19 protein-coding genes and 2 tRNA genes are annotated in these 25,438 nt (G+C 40.6%); 15 read left to right on the forward strand and 6 right to left on the reverse strand.

Annotation, left to right across the window (positions count from 1 at the left end):
• The first annotated feature begins 302 nt into the window (after window positions 1-302).
• The 3 genes from NE535_RS05160 (at window position 303) to NE535_RS05170 (ending at window position 5,394) form a co-directional block, all read left to right on the forward strand.
• Window positions 303-2,903: a TonB-dependent receptor gene (locus NE535_RS05160; RefSeq protein WP_261297596.1), complete on the forward strand. Its 2,601-nt coding sequence runs from the start codon at window positions 303-305 to the stop codon at window positions 2,901-2,903.
• Between the two features lie 77 nt (window positions 2,904-2,980).
• On the forward strand, window positions 2,981-4,504 hold the full coding sequence (locus tag NE535_RS05165) for a tryptophan halogenase family protein (RefSeq protein ID WP_261297597.1): 1,524 nt from the start codon (window positions 2,981-2,983) through the stop codon (window positions 4,502-4,504).
• A 188-nt stretch (window positions 4,505-4,692) separates the two neighbouring features.
• The gene (locus NE535_RS05170) at window positions 4,693-5,394 is read left to right on the forward strand and encodes a SapC family protein (RefSeq protein WP_261297598.1); all 702 of its coding nucleotides are present in this window, start codon (window positions 4,693-4,695) and stop codon (window positions 5,392-5,394) included.
• 86 nt (window positions 5,395-5,480) lie between these two features.
• Here the strand turns inward: NE535_RS05170 and NE535_RS05175 are convergent, their stop codons facing one another.
• A complete protein-coding gene (locus tag NE535_RS05175) occupies window positions 5,481-6,383 on the reverse strand; it encodes a sulfite exporter TauE/SafE family protein (RefSeq protein WP_261297599.1) in 903 nt (300 codons plus the stop codon).
• Between the two features lie 592 nt (window positions 6,384-6,975).
• On the opposite strand from NE535_RS05175, the gene NE535_RS05180 reads away from it, so the two are divergent.
• The 5 genes from NE535_RS05180 (at window position 6,976) to nagP (ending at window position 15,008) form a co-directional block, all read left to right on the forward strand.
• Entirely contained in the window at window positions 6,976-9,669 is a 2,694-nt protein-coding gene (locus tag NE535_RS05180; RefSeq protein WP_261297600.1) for a family 20 glycosylhydrolase, read from the forward strand.
• Window positions 9,670-9,936: 267 nt separating this feature from the next.
• Entirely contained in the window at window positions 9,937-10,842 is a 906-nt protein-coding gene (gene nagK / locus NE535_RS05185) for an N-acetylglucosamine kinase (RefSeq protein WP_261297601.1), read from the forward strand.
• Between the two features lie 338 nt (window positions 10,843-11,180).
• On the forward strand, window positions 11,181-12,332 hold the full coding sequence (gene nagA, locus NE535_RS05190) for an N-acetylglucosamine-6-phosphate deacetylase (protein WP_261297602.1): 1,152 nt from the start codon (window positions 11,181-11,183) through the stop codon (window positions 12,330-12,332).
• 54 nt (window positions 12,333-12,386) lie between these two features.
• The gene (gene nagX / locus NE535_RS05195) at window positions 12,387-13,547 is read left to right on the forward strand and encodes a transmembrane glucosamine N-acetyltransferase NagX (RefSeq protein ID WP_261297603.1); all 1,161 of its coding nucleotides are present in this window, start codon (window positions 12,387-12,389) and stop codon (window positions 13,545-13,547) included.
• Window positions 13,548-13,709: 162 nt separating this feature from the next.
• The gene (gene nagP, locus NE535_RS05200) at window positions 13,710-15,008 is read left to right on the forward strand and encodes an N-acetylglucosamine MFS transporter NagP (protein WP_261297604.1); all 1,299 of its coding nucleotides are present in this window, start codon (window positions 13,710-13,712) and stop codon (window positions 15,006-15,008) included.
• A gap of 629 nt (window positions 15,009-15,637) precedes the next feature.
• On the opposite strand, the gene NE535_RS05205 is transcribed toward nagP, so the two are convergent.
• A tRNA-Thr gene (locus NE535_RS05205) sits at window positions 15,638-15,713 on the reverse strand.
• A 7-nt stretch (window positions 15,714-15,720) separates the two neighbouring features.
• Window positions 15,721-15,796 (reverse strand) — tRNA-Phe (locus NE535_RS05210).
• Window positions 15,797-16,176: 380 nt separating this feature from the next.
• Between NE535_RS05210 and NE535_RS05215 the strand changes: the two genes are divergently transcribed.
• Together NE535_RS05215 and NE535_RS05220 are read left to right on the forward strand one after the other, a co-directional pair.
• Entirely contained in the window at window positions 16,177-16,725 is a 549-nt protein-coding gene (locus NE535_RS05215) for a cytochrome b (protein WP_261297605.1), read from the forward strand.
• 125 nt (window positions 16,726-16,850) lie between these two features.
• Window positions 16,851-17,438, forward strand: coding sequence for a YceI family protein (locus NE535_RS05220; protein WP_261297606.1), 588 nt, complete (start codon window positions 16,851-16,853; stop codon window positions 17,436-17,438).
• Window positions 17,439-17,838: 400 nt separating this feature from the next.
• On the opposite strand, the gene NE535_RS05225 is transcribed toward NE535_RS05220, so the two are convergent.
• From NE535_RS05225 to mutY, 3 genes are all read right to left on the reverse strand, one after another.
• Entirely contained in the window at window positions 17,839-18,636 is a 798-nt protein-coding gene (locus NE535_RS05225; protein ID WP_261297607.1) for a CBM9 family sugar-binding protein, read from the reverse strand.
• Between the two features lie 179 nt (window positions 18,637-18,815).
• Window positions 18,816-19,091, reverse strand: a complete 276-nt coding sequence (locus NE535_RS05230) for an oxidative damage protection protein (RefSeq protein ID WP_261297608.1) — start codon at window positions 19,089-19,091, stop codon at window positions 18,816-18,818.
• A 2-nt stretch (window positions 19,092-19,093) separates the two neighbouring features.
• Window positions 19,094-20,212: an A/G-specific adenine glycosylase gene (gene mutY, locus NE535_RS05235; protein ID WP_261297609.1), complete on the reverse strand. Its 1,119-nt coding sequence runs from the start codon at window positions 20,210-20,212 to the stop codon at window positions 19,094-19,096.
• Between the two features lie 154 nt (window positions 20,213-20,366).
• On the opposite strand from mutY, the gene trmB reads away from it, so the two are divergent.
• The 5 genes from trmB (at window position 20,367) to NE535_RS05260 (ending at window position 24,970) form a co-directional block, all read left to right on the forward strand.
• Window positions 20,367-21,083, forward strand: coding sequence for a tRNA (guanosine(46)-N7)-methyltransferase TrmB (gene trmB / locus NE535_RS05240; protein WP_261297610.1), 717 nt, complete (start codon window positions 20,367-20,369; stop codon window positions 21,081-21,083).
• 23 nt (window positions 21,084-21,106) lie between these two features.
• A complete protein-coding gene (locus tag NE535_RS05245) occupies window positions 21,107-21,433 on the forward strand; it encodes a 50S ribosome-binding protein YggL (RefSeq protein ID WP_261297611.1) in 327 nt (108 codons plus the stop codon).
• A complete protein-coding gene (glsB, locus tag NE535_RS05250; protein WP_261297612.1) occupies window positions 21,434-22,348 on the forward strand; it encodes a glutaminase B in 915 nt (304 codons plus the stop codon). It abuts the gene before it with no gap.
• 346 nt (window positions 22,349-22,694) lie between these two features.
• The gene (locus tag NE535_RS05255) at window positions 22,695-23,570 is read left to right on the forward strand and encodes a YggN family protein (protein WP_261297613.1); all 876 of its coding nucleotides are present in this window, start codon (window positions 22,695-22,697) and stop codon (window positions 23,568-23,570) included.
• A gap of 458 nt (window positions 23,571-24,028) precedes the next feature.
• Window positions 24,029-24,970 carry a LysR family transcriptional regulator gene (locus tag NE535_RS05260; protein WP_188841233.1) on the forward strand — a complete coding sequence of 314 codons (942 nt, stop codon included), beginning with the start codon at window positions 24,029-24,031 and terminating at the stop codon, window positions 24,968-24,970.
• Window positions 24,971-25,438: the final 468 nt, after the last annotated feature.

Below are 25,438 nucleotides of genomic sequence, written 5' to 3' on the forward strand. Positions count from 1 at the left end.
TTTTTAAAAAAATAGGCAATCATCAATTTTTTAACAGGTAGGATCAGCTTGCTTTTTGAGGCGATAATAGCAGTGTTTACATCGTGTTTACATTATTTACATCCATGTTTTATAAAGTTTTATCATCATTTATAATGATAAATTGCATAATAAAGTAGTAAAAAAAAACAGCGAATAGTTATTTTGTTGTGGCGTGGCTGTTAATTTTTGTGTAATGTTTGCTCTAGACATGACAGCGTTGTCATTCCGTCGGAATGGTTATGAACTCAAAAACGATAATAAGTTATGGAAGGGGAACAAAGATGCGACCATCAACCTTTAAGAAAAATGTACTAGCGACTAACATCGCAATCCTACTTGGCAGTGTTGTATCTGTTGGCGCTTATGCCGCAGATGAAGCCACTGCTGCTGATGAAAATATTGAAAAAATTGAAGTGCGCGGTATGCGTGCATCTTTAAAAGCTTCTGTAAACGAGAAGCGTTTTTCAAATGCCGTTGTTGATGCAGTGACTGCAGAAGACATTGGTAAGTTCCCTGACGGTGATGTTGGTGAATCTTTAGCACGTATTCCTGGTGTAGCTGTTAATCGTCAATTTGGCCAAGGCCAAGGTGTATCGATTCGTGGTGCATCAAGCAGTTTAACTCGCACTTTGTTGAACGGTCACTCTGTGGCATCTACAGGTTGGTTCGACCAACAGGGTATTGACCGTAGCTTCAACTATTCTTTATTGCCACCTGAAATGGTCGGTGGTATTGAAATTTACAAATCATCTCAAGCTGACTTACCGGAAGGTGGTGTCGGTGGTACTGTAATTGTTAAAACTCGTAAGCCATTAGACTTAGACGCTAGTTCATTATTTTTAAGCGTTAAAGGTGACTACGGTACAATTTCAGAAGAAACAGATCCTGAATTATCTGGCCTTTACAGCTGGAAAAATGATGACGAAAACTTCGGTTTCCTAATCTCTGCTGCGGGTTCAGAAACAAATTATCAACGTAACGGTATCGAATCTTTATTAGGTTGGGGTGATATTGTTCCGACTACATTCGAACAAGAGCGTAAGCGTACTGCGATTAATGGTGCATTCCAATACAGCCCAATGGATAACTTAAACTTCGGTTTAAACATCATGAGTTTAGATATGAAAGCGAACAACGCTAACACGTCTTTATTTGTAATGTTCCCTGATGATAAAGATGCAGCATGTGAAGAGCGTAACGCTTCTGGTACTTGTACTTTCTATCGTCGTGACGGTAAAGGCGCTAATCCAGGTTGGGCGCAAACTTGGGCCCGTCAAGCAAACATGGATTCAAATACCTATGACTTAAACTTCGACTATGAAGCCGAAAACTTTAAAGTAGAAGGCCGTGTAGGTAATACTAAATCTGAAGGTGGTACTGATTTAACGTCTAACTACGGTTTCTGGTTAGGTACTGCTGCTGATTACGCTGGTACATATGATGCCAGAGGCGAAGTAATTGACATTAATATCGCTAACAAAAACTTCACAGCTGAAGATTTCGGTGGTCAATTATCGCCAGCGGGTTGGGCTCTGAGAAGCCAACCAAACTCTGATGAAGAAACTTATGCACAGTTTGATTTCACAGTTCCTGTTGATTTAGGTGTAATTACTTCATTCAAAACCGGTTTACGTTATGCAGACCATGATGTTACTCAGTTGACTTTACCAGCAAATGTTAAAGCTTCTATTACTGAAAAAGATGCTTCAGCGTATTACAACGGTCAAGTTTCATCAGGCGCTGGTTTCACACTGCCTAAACCTAATATGGATGCAATGCTAGCTGATGCGTGGGCAGCAATTGACGGCTTCTCAACTGACGGTACTGTTTATAAGTCAGGTTACGGCACAATTAACGAGAAAAACCTGTCAGTATATGCAATGGCTAACTTCGATGCTGAAGGTATGCGTGGTAACTTTGGTTTACGTTATATTTCTACAGACGCTGAATCAGATTTTTATAAGCTTCAAGCAGACGGCACTTATGCTGATGAGTTAAGCACTAATAAAGCAAGCTACAACGATGTATTACCAAGCATTAACATCGCATTTGATGTTGCATCTGACGTAATTATTCGTACTTCTGCTTCACAAGTTATCTCTCGTGCTACCTACGGTGATATGTTCTCAGCTTCGTCTTTAGCTGGTTACAATGACGGCACAGCAGGCAATGAAGTATTAAATACTGGTAATGTAGGTTTAGAGCCGTTTAAAGCAACTCAAGCTGATTTAGGTGTTGAATGGTACTTCAGTCCAGACGGGTTATTTGGTGCCTCTTACTTTATTAAAGATATCAGCTCATTTATTACCTCTGCACAGGTTTTAGGTCAAAGCATTGGTATCGTCGACCCTAACTCTGGTGTTGATGAGTGGACTGTATCAACGAAGAAAAATGGTACTGGTGGTCAAATCCAAGGTATCGAACTTCAATTACAAGATGCATTTGATAACGGCCTAGGCTATTCAGCTAACTATACTTTCGCTGATTCAGATGCTGATGCTGAAAACTATCCAGACCAAGTGAGCGTGTTTTCTGATTCATCTAAGCACACTGTTAACTTAGTGGGTTTCTATGAAATGGATGATTTCTCTGCCCGTGTTGCATATAACTGGCGTAGTGAATATATGATCCGCGAATTACCAGGTTTCTATGGTAACCGTGAGCATCAAGCATTTGGTACTGTTGATTTAAGTGCTAACTACCAGATCACTGATTATTTAGGTGTGTCGTTTGAAGTGGTTAACTTACTTGAAGAAGACAGCGTACAGTTAGGTGTTGCACCAGATGGCGCCGACGTTAAGCCTGAGCTAAAAAATAGTTACCCAGCATGGAGCTTTGAAGGTGAAGCGCGTTACAAGCTTGGTTTAAACCTACGCTTCTAATTTGAATCAATTTTTTAATTGATATGCCTTAAAGCCCAGCCTATGCTGGGCTTTTTATTATATTCAAAGGTCGTCGTATGAATATTCAAAAAGTTGCTGTCATTGGTGGTGGTACGGCGGGTTGGCTAGCCGCTAATCATCTTGGAAAAGCGTTACTTAGCAAGAATGTGTCAATTACCTTAATTGAGTCACCTGACATTCCGACCATTGGTGTGGGGGAGGGCACTGTACCGACTATCCGCAAGACATTACACAGTTTTGGTATTAGTGAAACAGAGTTCATCAAGCGCTGTGACGTGACATTCAAGCAATCAATTAAGTTTCAAAACTGGCTTGATAAGCGGTTACATGGACCCACTAATTTTTATCATCATCTGTTTGACCCACCAAGTCCAATGGGAGATGATTTATCAGCGCTATGGCTTCAAACACCAATGCAAGAGTACAGCAAACTGGTGTCAAGTCAGCATGCTGTTTGTGAGGCTAACCTCGCACCTAAGCTGATTACAACGCCAGAATATCAAGCTATTCAGGGGTATGCTTACCATTTAAATGCAGCAAAATTTGCATTATTATTGGCCGATAATGCGCAACAAAAATTTGGTGTAACGCATATTAAAGCCAATGTGGTTGACACTAAGTTGCACCTCGATGGCAGTATAGATGCTTTGATACTGGATACCTGTGGTGAGCAAAAGTTTGATTTTTATATCGACTGCAGTGGGTTTGAGTCTATTTTGTTAGCTAAAGCATTAAAGGTGCCTTTCGTCGATAAATCTCAGCAGTTATTTGTTAATAAAGCCGTTGTTGTTCAAGTGCCAACCGAATCAGATGCCATTATTCCGCCGTACACAAAAGCAACGGCTCATCAGGCCGGTTGGATTTGGGATATAGCCTTATCCTCCCGTCGAGGTGTTGGGTTGGTGTATTCAAATGCCCATCTTGAAGATGAGCAAGCGCAGCAAAAACTCAATCGATATTTACAAGGACGCTTAGATCAATACTCTTATCGCACGATCCCGATGAATGTAGGCTATCGAAAACAATTTTGGGCTAAAAATTGTGTCGCTTTAGGTTTGGCTCAAGGCTTTTTAGAGCCGATTGAAGCCACATCTATTATGCTAACTGATTTTGCTGCTGGATATTTAGCTAATCGCTTTCCGACGAGTACAGCACAAATGGCTGCATTATCAGAACGATTTAATCAAACCATGACCTATGCGTGGGAGCGGGTTGTTGAGTTTGCTAAGATGCATTATTGTCTTTCGGACCGCACCGATTCTGACTTTTGGATTGAAAATAGAGATCCACAAACCATTCCAGAGGGATTGCAAAACAAACTTGCCTTGTGGAACGAATATGTCCCAATGAGTGAAGATTTATTTTCAAAGTTTGAAGTGTTTAATGTTGAGAATTATCTCTATGTGCTTTACGGCATGAAGTATGCGACTAAAACGCCTCAAATTGGCGAACTATCGCTAATAGAAGCCAAAAAGCATGCAGATAGGATACAGCAGCGTGCAAATTTATTATGTCAGCAGCTGCCTTCCCATAGAGACTTGCTACAAAAAATCCATCAGTTCGGTTTTCAAAAAGTATGATTTCAACCATTTTTGATGGTTATTTAAGCTATTGATGTTCAGTATCTTGAATAAGCCACGTTGCCACTTGAAAAAGCTGGATAACTTGGTAGTTTCAAGTACTAATTTTATTTTAAACACACATAACGTTTGCCAAGCGCCGTTATTACAGTGTTCACATTGAATGAGAAGCGCCTCAAGGAGCCAAGATGTCTAACCCAATTACTCTACTAGAACAAGCAAAGCATGGTGAACTTAAAATCACTGCAAGTGATTTTAACCATGTTGCAGAACAGCACATTGTGCCTGTAACTCTGCATGAAATTGCTCGTGCTGCGACTGAGTACCCAATTGTATTCGTAAAAAACAGTGAGACTGGTGAGTTTCAATCAGTGGCTATGTTAGGTTTAAAGCCTGGACAAAATTTAAGTGTTAAAGATGGTAAGTGGTTAGGTTTATATATCCCAGCCGTGATCCGAGATTACCCATTAGGATTAGTGTTAAATCCTGAAGTAAAAGATAAAGTGTGGATTGGGATACGTGAAGAGGCTAAAGAAGTCAGTAAGACTGAAGGCCAAGCGTTATTTAATGGCGAGCAAGAAACCCCCTTTTTAGAAGCTCGTAAAAAAGCCCTGATCACTCATTTCGAACAAGATCAAGCAACTCGCGGTATTCTTGGATTTTTAGCTGAAAAAGAGTTATTGATTAGTCAAACATTAACCGTTGATGTTGCTGGTGAGAAGCGCAATATCAATGGTCTATACCTAATTGATGAGCAAAAGTTGAATTCATTGTCTGATGAGGACTTCTTAGAGTTGAAAAAGCGTGGTTTACTTGGTCCTATATATGGTCACTTAAGCTCAATCAACCAAGTTAATCGTTTAGCACGTATGGAAGTATTAGGACGTTAATCGTTTTATACCCAAGTGATAAAAATGGCGCGATTAATGCGCCATTTTTATGCCTGTATATTTTGTTCTCATTGATAACGACAGTGCTAAGCCACCGCTATCATGACTAGGCCTGTAAGCATAATCCAAAGTGCAAAAAATATTTTTAGCTTGATCACCGAAAAAAATAATGCAATCCGTTTGGCAATTAATCCGCCTAATAATGCTCCAGGGCCCGCAAAAAGTAATACTTCAAAGTTAGCAACAGAATCAGCACTTAGCGTAATCGGTGTCGCAGACCACACAGTCATTGCGCTAACGACCACGCCTGTAGCAATGGCCAGTTTGGTGCAATATCCTCTTAGCATAAGATAGATAACGATTATCTCGCCAACGCCTACCGACAACCAGGCTGTAATTATTCCGCCCAAAAAACTGAGCCCACTAAGCATAATACAATCATTTACAGGTGAAGTTTTAAATGTGGTCAAAGAATGCGAACTGATGTTTTTAAGGCTATTTACAATAATAATTGCGCCTAGGGCGATAGAAAATACACTAAAACTGACATGTAAAGACACTGGCGCGCTAAGTGCTGCGTATTGGCTTATCCATAGGCCTGAAATAGAGAAAAGGGCGCAGCAGGCCACCAAAATGGGAAAGCCTTGCCATGAATCATCTTGATGATGTTGTTTAAGGTAATAATGGCACCAAGTCATGGCCCCTGCCGTCATACCAAAGCATTGGATTAGAAATGAGGTGGTGATCGCTTCTGCAGGACTAAAACCTAAAGCAGAAAACGCTGGGATAAAAATAACGCCGCCGCCAGCGCCTGTCGCGTTAGCAAATATGGCTCCGCAGACACCTAAAAACAAAAAGCCGCTATGACTTAAAAACAGTTGATCTATATTTGGGGTCGTCACTGCCCACTGCAGCCATAAACCAATCAAGCTTATTGCGGTGATAAAAATAATGGGATGTATTTTAGGTAAACGACGTTTTAGCTGCATATAACCTGAAAAAGCCAGAAGGTGAAGTTGAATTTATCCTATCAGTGCATTCACCACTTGTCATTGACGATGTTAATTCACTGTGACTTTTTATTGGGTGTTGATAATACTTGTAAGACGATGATATTTAACAACTTTGTTTAAAATTAAGCTTGCGTTAATAAAATTATGTCAAAAAGATGTAGATCTCATTAAATAAATTAGGTAACTTAATAAATGACAGCGTTGTCATTGCTTGTGGGTAACGCTGTTATTTAAGGTCAACATGAAGAGGAAGAGGTCTCTGATTCATGCTTGATAATGTTAGCTCGGTCGGGCGAGCGACATTATCTCTTTAATATACTTTTAGTCTCTCCCCAGAAACGAGTATAGGCTGGGTACATGTCTTAACAGATTTATGTCCCAGCTTTTTTTTTCCTTAAATTTAAAATTGAACATTTATCGAGCACTCATTTTATAAAGTGGCGTAATGAATAAACCAACAATGTAAAATTCTAAGGGTTGGACTCTAGATGAAGTATTAATTGGTTATCATATCAACAGACCACACTCAATAAGCCCTAATAAAAACAAGATATATAACGAGGACGCTATGAAAACGACTTGGGCGCTCAGTGCCATAATGATGTCATTAAGTTTGACAGCTTGCTCTCCATCACAATCTACAGTTTCAACTACCACTTCAGCCACAGCCAGCTGGCAGCAGAGTCATCTCGCCGAATTTGCAGATCAACTTATCGTTAAATATCGCTTAGTTTCAAATTTACCTGAAGAAGCATGTCCAGCTGATGCTAAAGCGGATGAGCGTTGTTTTATTGCTGAGATTGATTTCACTAGCCCAAAAGATATGTTGCATGGTGATTGGGAAATCTATTTTAGCCAGATGCGCCCAATTCAAACGGTACTGAATGACGAGTTTGTTATTGAGCGTGTTAAAGGCGATCTTCACCGTTTAACGCCAACGGATAAATTTGGTGGTTTTAAAGCGGGGCAGGTAAAAACAGTGCGTTTTCGTGGCGAATTATGGCAATTGTCTGAAACCGACTTTATGCCTAATTACTATATCGTTGCTAAAGATGCTAATGGAATTGAATTAGCACCACAGATCATCAGTAGCACGCGCGTTGAAATTGATGCTGACACGGGCATGGAAGTAAGGCCATATGTCGAAGCATTTGTTGATGCTAAAAGGCAGTATCAGCGCACTGATAAAGATAAATTAGTCTGGGCAAAATCGGGTGTTTTATTTGAACAAAATAAAGCTGTATCAGTTGCACCCGCATTAATCGAAAATTCTTTATTACCGACACCTCAAACTCAAGTTTTGTTAGAGAACGTCAAAGCGGTTTCTTTATCACAAGGCATCACCTTAGACACTCAAAGCTTTACTGATGCAAAGTTAAATGCTGATGACATTCAAGCGGCTTTAGCCCGTCTTGAACGCATCGGTGTGCCACAATCCGAAAATGGTGTGAAAGTCTCATTTGCAGCGTTATCGCCAGTTGATAACCTAAAAGCGGGATCATATCAGTTAACTGTTGCTGATTCGGGCATTGTGATAAAGGCAAGTGAACCCAGTGGTTTTAGCTACGCAATTGCCTCTATTACTTCGCTAGTTGATGTCAACGATTTAACCATTAATGCCATGAAAATTGATGACAGTCCACGTTATCAATACCGTGGTATGCATGTCGATGTGTCACGTAATTTCCATAGTAAACAGTTTTTGTTAGATCTGCTTGATCAAATGGCAGCCTACAAACTTAACAAATTACATTTACATATGGGTGATGACGAAGGCTGGCGTTTAGAGATAAATGGCTTACCTGAGTTGACCGATATTGGCAGCAATCGATGCCATGATATAACCGAATCAAGCTGTATTTTACCCCAGCTAGGCAGTGGCCCTTTTGTTGATACTAAAGTGAATGGTTACTATACCAAAGCTGATTATATTGACATTATTCAGTATGCGGATGCGCGCCAAATTCAGGTGATTCCGTCAATGGATATGCCTGGTCATTCACGTGCTGCAATCAAATCAATGGATGCACGTTACCGCAATCTTATGGCCAAGGGCGATGAGCAAGCAGCAAAAGAGTTCCTACTTACTGACCCTAATGATACTACCCAATATTCATCGGTTCAGTATTATGACGACAACACGCTTAACGTGTGTATGGAATCGACTTATCATTTTGTCGATAAAGTCATTACTGAAATTGCAGCCCTGCACACTCAAGCCGGACAGCCTTTAACGACGTACCATATTGGCGCTGACGAAACAGCGGGGGCATGGTTAGAGTCGCCTATTTGTCATGACTTTATTGCTAATAACCAATACGGCGTAACAGATATCAAGCTAGTTGGTCCTTACTTTATTGAACGCGTAGCTAATATGTTAGCTGAAAAAGGCATTCAACCGGCAGGTTGGAGCGACGGTATGAGCCATACTAATCCAGACAATATGCCGTCAAATTCGCAAAGTAATGTGTGGGATGTTGTGTCGCATAAAGGCTATCAACGTGCTCATCAGCAAGTTAACAATGGCTGGACAACGATTTTATCAAATCCAGAAGTGCTTTATTTTGATTTCCCTTATGAAGCCGATCCTAAAGAACACGGTTATTATTGGGCATCAAGGGGGTTAAATAGCAAACACATATTCAGCTTTATGCCAGGTAATTTACCAGCCAATGCTGAACAATGGCTAGATATTGAAGGCAATCCATTTGAAGCTGATGATCGTCCTCAAGTTGATGAAAATGGTAAACAAACCAGTGGGCCAATCGTTGCGGGTAAAACCTTTGATGGCATTCAGGGACAGCTGTGGAGCGAAACATTACGCAGCGATCAAACAGTTGAATACATGATTTATCCAAGGTTATTAATGCTAGCAGAAAGAGCATGGAACAAACCTGAATGGGAAGTTCCGTATCAATATGATGGCGCGGTATATAACCAATCAACTCAACACTTTAGTGTTCAAATGAGACAGCAGCAGGCTACTGATTGGCAAAAAATGGCTAACCATTTAGGCCATAAAGAGTTAGCTAAACTTGATAAAGCAGGTATTGAATATCGAGTGCCGACAGTGGGGGCCATTATTGATGATAAAGGCGTGTTAACCGCAAATATTGCTTTCCCTGGACTGCAAATTGAATACAAAGAGCAAGGTAAAGCGTGGCAGACTTACCTTAACCCTGTTGCAGTTGAAGGTCAGGTTGAAGTCCGTGCGATTACACCTGATGGTAAGCGAAAAGGGCGCACACTAGTTGTAAACTAGTTGTTGCCTTGAACACCTTAAAAGCCGTCAATAACTTAGTTATTGACGGCTTTTTTGTTTTACTGAGACAAGTTTTTAGAACGTAAATATGCCTCTAGGATGTTGTTTTTCAATGGTTAAGTTTTCATTTTAATTTTATGCGTTATTTTTGGATAAAAAATAAATGACAACGCTGTCATTTTGGGTGTAACATAGCCTTAACTTATTCATAGGCGCAAATACAATCAAAAAAATAGCGACCTTAAACTGAATACCGAGAGGAAAGTCATGGGTGAGAATCAGCTTAGCAATTCGCAGCTTTACATTGGCATCGATGGCGGTGGCAGTAAATGCCGTGCAACCATTTATACTCAAGACCATAAGCAAATAGGCACAGGTGTTTCAGGCCGAGCAAATCCATTACATGGTTTAGAACAAACTTTTCAATCAATTACTGAATCCACTCAGCTTGCTTTAGCCGACGCGGGTCTACCTCCTGAAGCATGTAGCCAACTTGTCGCCGGTTTGGGTCTTGCTGGTGTCAATGTTGGTCATTTTTACGATCAAATTTCAAATTGGCAGCACCCTTTCAAATCGATGTATTTAACAACCGATCTGCATACGGCTTGTATTGGGGCGCATAATGGTGCAGATGGTGCCGTCATTATTACCGGAACTGGTTCATGTGGATATGCACATGTTGGCCATCAAAGCATTAGTCTAGGTGGTCATGGTTTTGCATTAGGGGATAAAGGCAGTGGCGCATGGTTAGGGCTTAAAGCCGCTGAACATGCGTTGTTAGCACTTGACGGTTTCGCCTGTGAAACCGCGTTAACCGATAAATTGCTTGCCTACTTTGAAGTTGATGATGCAATTGGTATCGTCGAAAACCTTGCAGGTAAATCATCGAGTGTTTATGCAAAACTTGCTCGCATTGTGTTAGCTACTGCGCACGAAGGCGATGAAGTAGCCATTGCTATCGTCAAAGAAGGTGCTGCTTATATCAGTGAGCTGGCAAGAAGATTATTTACCATTAACCCTAGTCGTTTTTCTATGATTGGTGGTCTAGCTGAGCCATTATTAACTTGGTTAGATGATGACGTTGCTATAAAAGTTTCCCCTTCACTATCGCCACCAGAGTTTGGTGCATGTTTGTTTGCTCAGCAGCAATATTCAGCAGAGTCAGTCGCATAATTACATTAATGGTAAGTTTTCTAACTTACCATTTTTCGATTAACTTATTAGGCACTGCATACTTATAGTGTAGTAAGGGTGACAATGACAATGAAGACCATCATGGAATAAGCAGCTCACATTGCAGCAGATGAAATTGCTCAGCTATTAAATACTTGTGTTAGCTGAAGTAATTGGAGCTCTTCCACAAGTATTGTGCCAAGCAGTCAAGCTTTTATATCAATGCAGCAGCAGTCGCTATCGCCCTAGGCATAAACCCTGACCCGCCAACAGGCTTGAAAAAAGTGACTCAAACACTGTAACGTCAAAGAAAAATTAAGAATTAAAACGAGAGTATTATGAAACAAATCCTGATTGTTGAGCGACTATTTGATGGTGAAGCATTTCATCAAAACATGGCAGTAACCATTGAAGCTGGCAAGATTACAGCGGTTACCGCAGCTGCAAACGTAGTTGATACCGACCCTAACATTGTTAATCATCTTGCTGGAACACTTGTGCCAGGATTTGTCGATGTGCAAGTTAATGGCGGTGGTGGCGCATTGTTTAACGACCTACCTAGCGTTGAATGTATTGAAACCATTGGTCGCGCCCACGCCCGCTTTGGAACAACGGGTTTTTTACCTACGTTAATTACCGACGATGTTTCAGTAATGGCTAAGGCTGCAGACGCTGTAGCTGAAGCGATTAAACATAATAAAGCCGGGGTATTAGGTGTACATTTTGAAGGCCCGCATTTAAGCGTTCCTAAAAAAGGTGTTCATCCACAGCAGTTTATTCGCAAAATCAGTGATGAAGAATTAGCTATCTTCAGTCGTCAAGATTTGGGGATTAAAGTGGTCACTTTAGCGCCAGAGAATGTCTCTACTCAGGTGATTAAGTCATTAGTAAAAGCTGGCGTGCGTGTATGCCTTGGTCATTCTAATGCCGACTATGACACTGTGGTAGCCGCATTAGATGCAGGCGCTAGCGGGTTCACTCATTTATTCAATGCTATGTCACCTCTGGGCTCTCGTGAACCGGGTATGGTCGGCGCAGCACTTGAAAATCAGGATTCATGGTGTGGTTTGATTGTTGATGGACACCATGTACACAGCGCAGCCGCAAAAGTGGCAATTAATGCTAAACCGCGCGGAAAAATGATGTTAGTGACCGATGCCATGCCTCCCGTCGGTATGAGTGAAGACGCAAGTTTTGAATTATTTGGCATTAAAGTTGTGCGTCAGGGGGATCGTCTTAATGCCTCTACGGGTGAGTTAGCGGGTTGTGTGCTTGATATGGTTGGCGCGGTAAATAATAGCGTTACAATGTTAGGACTATCCCATGATGAGGCGCTGCGTATGGCATCAATGTATCCGGCGCAATTCCTTGGTTTAGAAAAATCCTTAGGGGTAGTGAAACCAGGATTTAAAGCTGATTTGGTACTGTTAAATAGCGCAAATCAAGTTAGCAGAACCTACATAGGTGGCAAAATAGTATTTGCAAAATAGGCTGCCAATTTAAGCCAGCAAATGTTCCAAAATATAATAACAATAGGGGCCGTAATGTCTGCCGAAGCCGCTGCAAACAGAGAAGTAAAGCAAGATAAACCCAGTAAGCCAAGATTAATGTCACTCGATGCTTTACGTGGCTTTGACATGTTTTGGATTATTGGTGGGGAAGGGTTGTTTGCAGCTATGTTTGCTTTGACGGGGTGGGCTGGTTGGCAAATAGCCGCCGGACAAATGCTTCATAGTCAGTGGCATGGGTTCACATTGTATGATCTTATTTTTCCACTATTTATATTTCTTTCTGGTGTCGCATTAGGTTTATCTCCTAAACGATTAGATAAACTGCCATTACAACAACGAATGCCTTTGTATCGTCATGCGTTTAAGCGTTTAGCATTATTGATTGGCTTGGGTGTGCTTTATAACCATGGTTGGGGGACGGGCGTTCCTGTTGATCCTGAACAAGTACGTTTTTCGAGTGTATTAGCGCGCATTGGATTTGCATGGTTCTTTGCAGCATTTTTGGTATGGCACACTTCATTACGCACTCAGATAATAACAACCATCGGGTTATTAGTCGGTTATTCGTTGTTACTATGCTTTATGCCGTTTCCTGGCGGACAAGCAGGAATATTTACTATGGATGGCAGTATTAATGCTTACATTGATGGATTATTACGTCCAGGCATAGCCTATCAAAACAGACCATTAGATCCTGAAGGTGTGCTCTCAACTATTCCTGCAGTGGTCAATGCATTAATTGGTGTGTTTGTCGGTCAGTTTATTGTTAAACAACACCCCAAAGGGGATTGGGCAAAAGTATTGATTATGACGCTGAGTGGCCTTGTGTTATTGGCACTTGGCTGGTTATTAAATCCTATTATCCCTGTTAATAAAGACCTTTGGAGCAGTAGCTTTGTGTTGGTCACGTCTGGGTGGAGTTTACTCTTTTTAGCCTTATTTTATGCAGTGATTGATGTGCTTAAATGGCAAAAATGGGCTTTTGTATTCGTTGTCATTGGCACAAACGCCATCATCGTTTACTTAGGTTCGAGTTTAATCGACTGGCATTATATTACTCGCAGTATGTTTGGCGGCGTAATCCAAGCTTTTCCTGATTCAGCTCAACAACTTGTTAGTGTGATAGGTTTTATCACAGTGCAATGGCTAATATTATTATGGATGTATCGCCGTAAAATATTTATTCGAATTTAAATTAAAGACAGAGTTTTTTATGCTTTAGTTGTAAATGACAGCGTTGTCTTAGTGGTTGAATTGTTCTACTATCGAATAAGTTGGTCAATGTGACTCAATTCACATCATGGCCAAACAAACCGCAAAGACCCTATAAATAAAATAATGAGCAGGTTTATGGAAATGACAGCAACGAAAGAACAATCTAAAAGTAGCTTAGTACCGATGGCAATTGTCGCGGTTCTGTTTTTTATTCTCGGCTTTGCAACATGGCTGAATGGCTCTTTGATGCCATATCTTAAACAAATTCTTCAACTTACTCCTTTCCAAGCTTCACTCATCCTGTTTTCATTTTACATTGCAGTAACCTTTACCGCGTTACCATCCGCTTGGGTTATCCGCAAAGTTGGCTATAAAAATGGTATGGCGCTAGGCATGGGTATCATGATGATCGCAGGCCTACTATTTATACCTGCTGCGCAAACCCAAATCTTTGTGTTGTTTTTATTGGCACAGCTAGTTATGGGTACAGGGCAAACGCTACTGCAAACCGCAGTAAATCCATATGTGGTTCGCTTAGGGCCTGAAGAGTCTGCCGCAGCCCGTGTTAGCGTGATGGGAATTTTGAATAAAGGTGCAGGTGTTATCGCGCCAATGGTGTTTACGGCATTGATTCTTGATAGCTTCAAAGACCGCGTAGGTACCGAGCTAACTCAAATTCAAATTGATGAAATGGCCAATAGCCTTATTTATCCATATCTTGGTATGGCTATCTTTATCGGTATCTTAGCTTTTGCAGTTAAAAAGTCTCCGTTACCAGAATTAGAAAAAGAGCAAGAAGAGCAGGGTTCTGAAAAGGGTCAAATTAAACAAGCTTTATCGCATCCTAATCTTGCACTAGGCGTAGTGGCGTTATTTGTATACGTTGCAGTTGAAGTGATTGCCGGTGACACCATTGGTACTTTTGCACTGACCTTAGGCGTTGAAAACTATGGTGTGATGACATCATACACCATGCTTTGTATGGTGCTTGGTTATACTCTCGGCATTATCTGCATTCCTCGCTTTATCTCACAACCAAATGCATTAATGGTGAGTGCGGTTTTAGGCTTATTATTAACTGCAGGTATTGTGTTTGGTGATAGCCAATCATACGTCATCGCTGACTTATTATTAGTTCCATTTGGTGGCGCACAGTTACCTGATACGCTATTAATGATTGCTTTCTTGGGTTTAGCGAATGCTATCGTATGGCCTGCTGTATGGCCTCTAGCCTTGTCTGGTATGGGCAAGTTAACCAGTACAGGCTCAGCGTTATTGATTATGGGGATTGCTGGCGGGGCGTTTGGCCCACTATTTTGGGGCTTAACTAGTTCAGCCACCTCGCTTGGTATGCAAGGCGGCTACATGGTGATGTTCCCATGTTATCTGTTTATATTATTTTATGCCGTAAAAGGGCATAAAATGAAAAGTTGGAAGTAAGCAATAAATTGAGCCTTGTGCTTTAGCTTAATCAGCATCAATTATTTTATGAAAGCCGCTCACTGATCGTGAGCGGCTTTTTTTGTTCTGAATAGCGTAATGTCTAGGAGGTTATATGGCTTATCGTATTAAGCGCACCTCATAGGTGTTTATTTGTAGGTGTTAATTTGGCTGTGAATGGTGGTAGCCATTACCTCAACCTCGGTATGGGATATTAAATACATATCAACCTGTTTCTTGCGCCACTAACCGTGTTGAATTTACTTGCAGCAGTTAAGACCTTGATGAGGTAATTCTGCTCGTTATCAGTACACCACTCATGTTTTGCTTTAAAAGATTGAATATCAATAAAATACTGTTTGCTTATCCCTAAGCCTAAGCCTAAGCCTGAGTCGAGGCTAACTTCATTACCACTGAAATTATTGAACATCCTCAAACTTGTGCACGATTTATTGGTATTGGTATTGGTATTGGTGCTGATAGTGATCTTTTAATCGTAAGGGTGAGTTATCCCATTCGAGCAGTTTATTAACGGTTAAAACTGAGCTGTTTAATGTGGGGAATATTAGAAATATAGACAAATTGCAGATACAAAAAAGCCACTCATTGAGTGGCTTTTTTGTTTTTTATGGTGCCGGCACCAAGAGTCGAACTCGGGACCTACTGATTACAAGTCAGTTGCTCTACCAACTGAGCTATGCCGGCTAAATTGTGGTGCCCGAACCCGGAATCGAACCAGGGACACGAGGATTTTCAATCCTCTGCTCTACCGACTGAGCTATTCGGGCAACTAAACTAAGTGTTAGTTATCTACTTCAGATTCAATTGGCTTACAGTGTAATGCCTGTCTCGTCTGGAGTGCGCACATAATATAGGGATGGTTTTTATCGTGCAAGTAGTTTTTAAAAACTTTTTACTCGTTCGCTCACATTCTAGCCACGATGACGTTTTTTTAGCTGAGTAGATGGTTTTTAGAACAATAAAGTGTATTTTTTAAACCAAAGGAGTCTTTAAAGTCCCGTATGAAGCTGTAGTAAGAGTATAAATACTCAATACTTCTATTTTTTAGAAAGATATTGGCTATTTTTACTGATTTATCTTTACTAAATAGTAAGTAAACTGTTTCACATGGTGTTAACGCATCAAAAGTCACATTAAAGGGGTAGTCATGTTTAACAATAGTCCTGCTGGATATGGGTTAATCACCATTTTCATTCATTGGATATCAGCAGTAACCGTTATAGGTTTGTTTGCGCTTGGTTTTTGGATGGTTGATTTAACCTATTACAGCAGCTGGTATAAAACAGCACCCGATATTCATAAAAGTGTCGGGATCCTATTGTTACTTATCACCATACTCAGAGTGTTATGGCGGTTTATTGCAATAAAGCCGGCAGCAGTTGCAACGCACAAGCAGTGGGAGCAACAAAGTGCTCATTGGGCTCATCGCATTATTTATCTTTTGATGCTGTCCATTATGGTTTCTGGCATTTTAATTTCTACTGCAGATGGTCGAGCAATTTGGGTATTTAATTGGTTTCAATTTCCTGCAGTGGGTGAATTGTTTGATGATCAAGCCGACCTTGCGGGTTTATTTCATCAATATGCAGCATATAGTTTGATAGGTTTGGTGATCATCCATGCCGCAGGTGCGTTAAAGCATCATTTTATAGACAAAGATTCAACCTTAATCCGTATGTTACGTATTAAGCGTTAATTGGCAGAGACGTTTAATCTGTTAACAAGCAAATATTAATCTGCTTGATTATATCGGTTACGCTCAGTCACACATAAACAGTTATCTCAATACATAAAGTCATTAACCTATAGGAAGGATTAACAATGAAAAAACACTTAATAGCAGCCGTAATGAGCTCTGCCATGTTAGCGCCAATGTTTGTTGCCAATACCGTAAACGCAGCAGACTATGTTATCGACACCCAAGGTGCTCATGCGTTTATCCAATTTAAAGTAAGCCATTTAGGCTATAGCTTTGTTATGGGACGCTTTAATGACTTTAGCGGTGACTTTAGCTTTGATGCCAGCAAAGTTGAACAGGCGAGTATCAATGTTGATATCAACACCGACAGCGTTGATTCTAACCATGCTGAACGTGACAAGCATTTACGTAGCCCTGATTTTTTAAATACGGCAAAATTTCCAAAAGCGAGCTTTAAATCAACTTCGGTACAAGATAAAGGTGATGGTAAGTTTGTTGTTAATGGCGATTTTACTTTTAACGGAGTCACTAAACCGTTGGCGATTGATGCTGTAATGATAGGTGAAGGCGATGATCCTTGGGGCGGATACCGCGCAGGCTTTACCGGTACAACCACTTTTAAAATGAAAGACTACGGGATGAAAATGGATTTAGGCCCTGCTTCAGCGAATGTTGAGCTTGAGTTGGTTGTTGAAGGGATTAAAAAATAGCTCGCGATTGATTTAACTCGGGAATAAGTCATTCGCATTATTTAACCTGAACTCTGGATAAGAGATTAGCTAAATGTATGAAATTAAATAACATATATCTAACCCATGTATTTTAGAGAGATATTTTTTCTTAGAACAAGGCAAATTTGTGCGTCAATAGCTGGCCTATTGCAAACAAAGTTAACACAGTTTTCAGTAAAAAATAGCCTCTAGAAAGCAAGTTGTTATCCAGAGTTCAGGTTATTTAGCTTATTAACCGATGATATTAACAAAAAACCGCCATTATCATTAATGGCGGTTTTTGTTATGGGTATTTTGAGTGGATAAGGCCATAAACTTTCGTGTTAACTCAACATCGTTTGAGCTCAATCTAAGTCTGCCTTATCATCCCAAGCTGAGGTTATTTAATCAGTTTAATTTTACCGAAAACATCAGCTGTTTTATAACCTAAATTTTTGTCACCATTGATTGGGGTGATGCTATGCGAACCGACAAAACTTTCACGTTCGGCTGAACCATCGTTATCACAATAGGCCAGCATAAATCCGATAATATCACCAAGCTGCAAGGTGACGGCTAATGCCTGTAACTTATCATCTGCCGCGAGTTTGTCATTGTAAGAGTCAGGAAAAACATTAATGGCAAGCTCCCAATAGATAACCTCAGGATGGTCCGTATCTCGCTGCCAGCGGCTATAAACGTGTTGGTTAAAGGTTTGCGCCTGTTGAGATGAATTGAAGTCGGCAACTTGATTGTCTAGTGCAACATGATAAGCAAATGCATTGTGATTAAATTGATGCTCGCCGCCAGACGCATCCTGGTCAATAAATAACTCAAGACAATCATCATCCCAATATAACTTGGTCGGATCGGCAGTTTTATCGAACAAAACATCGTCAACAATTTCAGCCAGTAGATACAGTTTATCTTCACGCCACAATAATTTATAACGTCCACTAAAGTCACCCAATACTGGTTTTACACCAAGAATAAGCTGATCGATTGCTAACCAAGGGGCGTTGTCCCACAAACTCTCTGGTTTGCCATCGATATTAACTGGTGTATCAGCATATTTTACTTCGATAGGATGATTTTTTGTGGCAGAGGGCGTTTCGGCAAATGTCTGAAAACTGCATAAGGTCATTGTTAAATAACCCAGCTTGAATAGAGTCTTATTTAAATTAGGTAGGCTAAACATGCGGTTCCTTATACTAGTGAGTTACTTAAGGCGGGTTCAAGTCTAAGCGACTAAAATTGAATGATCTTAACCCGAGTTTTTAAGCTTGCCTTGTCTATCACCACTATGAAGGATAAAAAAGGATAAGCGAAACACTTATCCTTTAATTGTCACTTAGGCTTTTATGCTAAATGAGATGATTAATCTTCTGAAGGAGGAACATAGCCTTCAATTTCTACATCTTTGCCTTCAAATAAAAAGTTAGTCATTTGTTCTTCAAGAAATTGACGATCTTCAACATTCATCATGTTAAGTTTTTTCTCGTTGATAAGCATGGTTTGCTTTTTTTGCCACAACCCCCATGCTTCTTTGCTGATATTGTCAAAAATACGTTTACCTAAGGCACCTGGGTAAAGTTGGAAGTCTAAGCCGTCAGCTGATTTATTTAAATGAACGCATTCTACAGTGCGAGACATGTTTACTCCTTAACGTGTATTGGGGCAGCGACATTATCGGGGTGTTTAGCTAATTCAGCAGCAAGATTGGCTAAAATCTTTTCAGTTGCTGCGGCTAAACCGACTTTGGCTGGATGGATGATGTTATACCAGAGTGGTGGCGTTTGTTCCATCACCCCATTAATATCCGCTGTTGAAAAGCATAATTCTTGATGTTCGACGACGACTAAAATAGGGGTAATATCTAAGTGAAAATGACTAAAAGTATGCCTAAATCCGACTAAGTCGATAGCAGATTTAATTAACTGGTGCTTTTGGGCATAGTGTTCAATAGATGCTTGATCATCAAATTGTGGGAAACACCATAATCCCCCCCATATTCCTGCGGGTGGACGTTGAATTAATTGCACTTGTCCTTGATGCAGCATCACAAGCATCCAGGCTTGCTTTGTTGGGATGGTTTTTTTCGGCTTTTTACCTGGATACAGATGTTGGTTACCGCTTAGCTGGGCTTGGCAATCAATTGCCACAGGACAGTTTGAACATTGTGGTTTACTACGACTGCAAATACTGGCACCTAAATCCATCATGGCTTGATTGTATTTTTGTACCTCTTTTATAGGGGTTAACTTATCGGTTAAATCCCATAAAGTTTGCTCAACGTTTTTTTGTCCTGGCCAGCCATCAATGGCACCATGGCGGGCAAGCACTCGCTTTACGTTACCATCTAAAATTGGGTGGTGTTGCCCAAGAGATAAAGATAACACCGCACCAGCCGTTGATCGCCCAATGCCTGATAAAGCTAATACCTGTTCAAACTTGGTTGGAAAAACACCGGCAAATTCATCTCGGATATGAATTGCTGCTTTATGAAGGTTACGTGCTCTGGCGTAATAACCTAGCCCAGTCCAAAGATGCAGTACTTCATCTTGGTCAGCATTAGCCAAATCAACAACCGTTGGAAACCGTGCCATAAATTTTTGGTAATAAGGGATAACAGTTGCAACTTGGGTTTGTTGCAACATGATCTCAGAAACCCATACGCTATATGGGGTTTTATCTATTTGCCACGGCAGCTTTTTACGCCCGTGAATGTCATACCAAGCGATGATTCGCTCAGCGAAAGAGGATACTTTTTTCATCCTCGCAGTGTAGCGATAGGCAATAAATCAAACAAGGTTTATATAAACAATTGTTAGCAGATTAGGTATACTACGGGGCTGAAATAAAATTTTAAGATTAACTATTACAAATAGAGTCGTTTTTTAAACGCATAATTGTAATAAAGAGGCGAAAATGAGCGACGTTACCACAGCTGAATTTAATGAAGAAGGTAAGTACCTTCGTAAAATCAGAAGCTTTGTATTACGTGAAGGCCGTTTAACGAAAGGGCAATCACAAGCTATTGAATCACACTGGCCAACAATGGGACTTGATTATAGTCCTGAAGCTTTAGATTTAACTCAGGTATTTGGCCGCGAAGCCGACACGGTTTTAGAGATCGGTTTCGGTATGGGCGCATCTTTAGTGCAAATGGCGAAAGCGGCTCCTGAGCTAAACTACATTGGCATTGAAGTGCATAAGCCTGGAGTAGGAGCGTGTTTGGCTGATGCTGGTGAAGCCCAAGTCACTAACTTGCGTGTTTATCACCATGATGCAATGGAAGTGTTAGAGCACAGTATTGCCGACGGCTCTTTGGCTCGTGTGCAGTTGTTCTTCCCAGATCCTTGGCATAAAAAACGTCACCACAAGCGTCGTATTGTTCAGCCAGAATTTGTCCAGCTTATTCGCCGTAAACTGAAAGTAGGTGGCGTATTCCATATGGCGACAGACTGGGAAAATTACAGCGAACATATGCTAGAAGTGATGCAAGCTGCCCCTGGTTATAAAAACCAATCAGCAACAGGCACAGTGGTAGAAAGACCCGATCACCGTCCTTTGACAAAATTTGAAGCCCGTGGCCATCGCTTAGGCCATGGTGTTTGGGATATAATGTTCGAACGTATTGATTAATAACGTCTATTAGGAGAAAAATCATGGCAAAGAATCGTAGCCGTCGTTTACGTAAAAAGTTACGTGTTGATGAGTTCCAAGAGTTCGGTTTTGACATCCAGTGGACGTTTGAAGAGTCTGTGTCAGAACAGGATATTGATAGTTTAGTCGATCAGTTTATCGATGAAGTGATTGAACCTCGTCAATTAGGTTTTCATGGCGGTGGTCATAAAGAATGGCAAGGTATTATCGCCACTCAGCACATTGGTAAATGTACCGATGAAGATATCGCAGCTGTTACCGGTTTTTGGCAAGGCAAACCAGTTAAAGAAGTGGAAGCGTCTACTTTATATGATATCTGGTGGGGCTAATTGCTAAACCAAGCGTTACTACAACAAGCGGTCGACAGTGTCAGGCCGCTTTTAGGTAAAGGTAAAGTTGCCGACTACATCCCAGCTTTAGCGAATGTTGATAACACTAAGCTTGCCATTGCTGTTACAACCGTTGACGGGCAAACAATCGGTGCTGGTGATTATCTTGAGCCTTTCTCTATTCAATCTATTTCTAAAGTCTTTAGCCTTACACTGGCACTGAATCTTTATCGTGAAGATGAAATTTGGAGTCGCGTAGGTAAAGAACCTTCAGGTCATTCATTTAACTCTCTGGTACAAGTTGAGTTAGAACGCGGTAAGCCTAGAAACCCTTTTATAAATGCAGGTGCCTTGGTGATCGCTGATTTATTGCAAGCCCGAAGCGGTGCGCCAAAACAGCGCATGTTAGAGGTAGTGCGTAAACTCAGTATGAACCCGACGATTGCATACGACAAAGTGGTTGCTGATTCTGAGTTTGCTTTTAGTGCGCGTAATGCTGCAATCGCCTATTTAATGAAGTCATTTGGCAATTTTGATGGCGTCGTTGAAACGGTACTGAAAAATTATTTTCATTATTGCGCCTTACGAATGAACTGTGCTGATTTATCTAAGTCGATGCTGTATCTGGCAAACCGTGGTAAAACCTTAACCGGCGAGCAACTAGTCACTCCTGTCCAAACTCGTCAGTTAAACGCGTTATTGGCAACATCAGGTTTGTATGATGGTGCGGGTGAATTTGCTTATCGAGTGGGTATGCCGGGCAAAAGTGGTGTTGGCGGCGGTATTATTGCGGTGATCCCTGGCGATATGTCAGTGTGTGTCTGGTCGCCAGAATTAGATACTAATGGGAATTCATTGGCAGGCACCGCTATGTTAGAGCATCTTTGCCAGCAATTAGGACGTTCAATTTTCTAACGTTTTTATCCAGATAATCCTCTTACGTCGTTAACTTAATTAACCATTGATTAAAATGCCTAATAAGTAGTTTATTTGGCAATTTCAGCGTGGGAGTTTTTTGGTTTTAATATATCGTTTTATTGTTAAGTTAATGAATTTTAATTTATTTTAGTTGTTGGCATGTTTGGTGCATTATTTAATGCAGTGTTTAGTGCAAATAGTATATTTAATATTAACGCTCTGTGTTCAAAATGACAAAACCAGGGGTTAAGTTACAGAGTAAATAGTTGGTTTGTTTGTTTTAAAACCACTATTTTGCGGTTATCTGTTAAACGTGATTATCATTTTAAAAAGGATTTACCTAATGGCTAACAACAATAAAGCAACCACATCACATTCAACTAGTACAATTCAATCACCATTACTTGGGCAAAAGTTACTTACGGGGATAGCCTTATCAGGTTTGATTTTTACAGCCAGTGCATTTACTCCGGCCATGGCAAAAATGTCTTTGAATGATCAAAACTGCAATGTCACCTTAAACTACGATGTTACTGTCGAGCCAAAATCTTTAAAGGTAAGTGAAAAGGGCGCTGAAAAATACCGTGTTGAAGTGGGGCAGCTATTCGTTGAGGGTAAAGCCGTTAATTTAAACGCTAAACAGCAAAAACTACTGACTCAATATTCTGATGAAGTTTCTCGCCAAGTGCCTGAGGTTATAGATTTAGTCGGTGAGGTTGTCAACGTGGCAACACAAGCCGTCAGTATGGCGCTTACGCCGTTGTTAGGTGACGCAGCAGGTAGCCAAATTGATAAGTTAATGGCAGGCATTGAAAAGCGTGTAGACACCATGGCATATCAACATGGCGATAAATTTTTTATTGGTTCAACCGATGCTTCATTAGAAGAAACCTTTAATGATGAGTTTGAACAGGAAATGGAAAATATTATTTCAAATTCAATTGGCAGCTTGATGATGAGCATGGGTAGTCAGATTATGTCTGCGGAAGGCGGGTCATTTGAAGAAAAAATGAATACATTTGCCACTAAAATGGAGAATGTAGGTAAAGACATTGAAACCCAGATGGAATCACAATCTCAGGCGCTAGAAGCGAGAGCGAATAAAGTGTGTGGTGATTTTGAACAGTTAATGGTGTTAGAAAACCAGCTTAGAAAAGAAATCCCTCAATTAGCGCCATATCCGCTTGCTGTTATGCAAGATCAACCTTTGGCTGAATAAGTTAACCATAGGCTTATTTAACCATAGGCTTATATTGTTAACAGCGGTTTAGCGACACATTTTTATCCTAGTATTGTTCGTTTTATGCTTGTCACCTGACCTTCCCCTGCATGTTTAATCGTGCAGGGGCTTTTTGTTTTTAACATCCCCAGCTGTTCACCTCGCGTTGTTTAATGCCAAGTTTGTTCTGATAAAAAAATTGACAATTATAATTATAGAGCAATAGGATAGTTTTTTGTTATACTCATAAAAATTATAAGAAAAATGCACGTTATCTCAAATTTTGTTAGTTTTTCGGATAATTGGCGTAACTTTACCGCTCAACCTAGCTGTTTTTTAGTAAAAATAAAGAACTAGCCAGTTGATTACCCTGTGATATGACATTCACAGGCAATATGGTCAGTAAAGAAATTGCCGAAAATCGTTTTCAATGTCGTAAACAGCTTAAGGCGACTTTCATGTTAGAACTTTTAGAACCTATTGCAATTTTTACCCATGTCGCACGCGCAGGAAGTTTCAGTGCCGCGGCTAGACGTCTTGGTATTTCCAAGTCGAAAGTGAGTACTCAGGTTGCTGATTTAGAGCATAAACTGGGTGTTCAACTTATTCAGCGAACGACACGTAGCTTAAGTTTGACTGAAGCAGGAAACTTACTTTATTTGCAGGGTGAGGAGTTACTGCGTGATGCTGAACAAGCCGTAGCCAGTGTACATAATTTAAATGATGCCACCCGTGGAGTATTGAAGGTTGGTATTTCACAATCGTTTGGTACCATGCATATCATTCCTGCTCTACCTGAGTTTATGGCAAAACATCCAGAGCTAGAGTTACAGGTTAGTTTACTTGATCACAAAGTCGATGTTGTCAGTGAAGGGTTAGACCTTCTGTTAACCATGTCAGAGCAACTGCCATTAGGGATGGTTGCTCGTCCGCTGATGAAGTGTCAGTTCTTGCTAGCGGCATCGCCGAAATACATTGCCAAGCATGGCAATATTTCACGCCCAGAACAACTTGTTGATCACAACTGTTTGGTCTATCAGGGTGAATGGCATGAACACAGCATGTGGCAGTTCAAAAAAGGCGAAGATTACTGTGAGATTGGTGTATCAGGTAATTTCCGTGTAGATAATGCGCCAGCGTTAAAGTCTGCAGCAGTAAGTGGTCTAGGTATTGCTTATCTTGCCAGCTACTTGATGGAAGATGAAATTGAAAATGGCACATTAGTACCATTGTTACCCGATTGGCAGTTAACCAATAACTTGCCATTACAGGCTGTTTACCCTCGTCGTAAACATCTTGCTCCCAAGGTAAGTGCCTTTATTGACTTCATTAAAGGTCACATTGGTACATCGCCATACTGGGATACAAAATTCGAACACTTGTATAAATTGCGTAAGTAATTTTAAAAACATTGTTTTACAAATAAAACAAAACCGCAACCTAGTGTGCGGTTTTTTGTTTTTTATTTTGAATCAATTGCTTACCCTTGTTGTTTAGTAGGTTTCTCTAAAGTAGTTATCAATGACTTAGGCTAGCTTGAAATTACACGTGTTGCAGTTCGTTCTTATTTGAATACAATAGGTATCAGTTGATTCGAGATGATTTGACCAAAGCATGTTACTGAGAAATGACCCCTTTTCAATAATGTGTACAAATCCGCTAACAAGCAAATTTTGAGTCACGGCTGGTATTGAATTGCAAACTAAAACAATGTCAGCTTTGAAACCATCATCCTAGTTTAATTGGTTTACCCCGGACTTTGTCTGGGGTTATTTTTTTCTACCGACTACCGACTACCGACTACCGACTACCGACTACCGACTACCGACTCCCGACTCCCGACTCCCGACTCCCGACTACCGACTACC

Source organism: Shewanella holmiensis, assembly GCF_025370255.1.
In the GTDB taxonomy this organism is placed as follows: domain Bacteria; phylum Pseudomonadota; class Gammaproteobacteria; order Enterobacterales; family Shewanellaceae; genus Shewanella; species Shewanella holmiensis.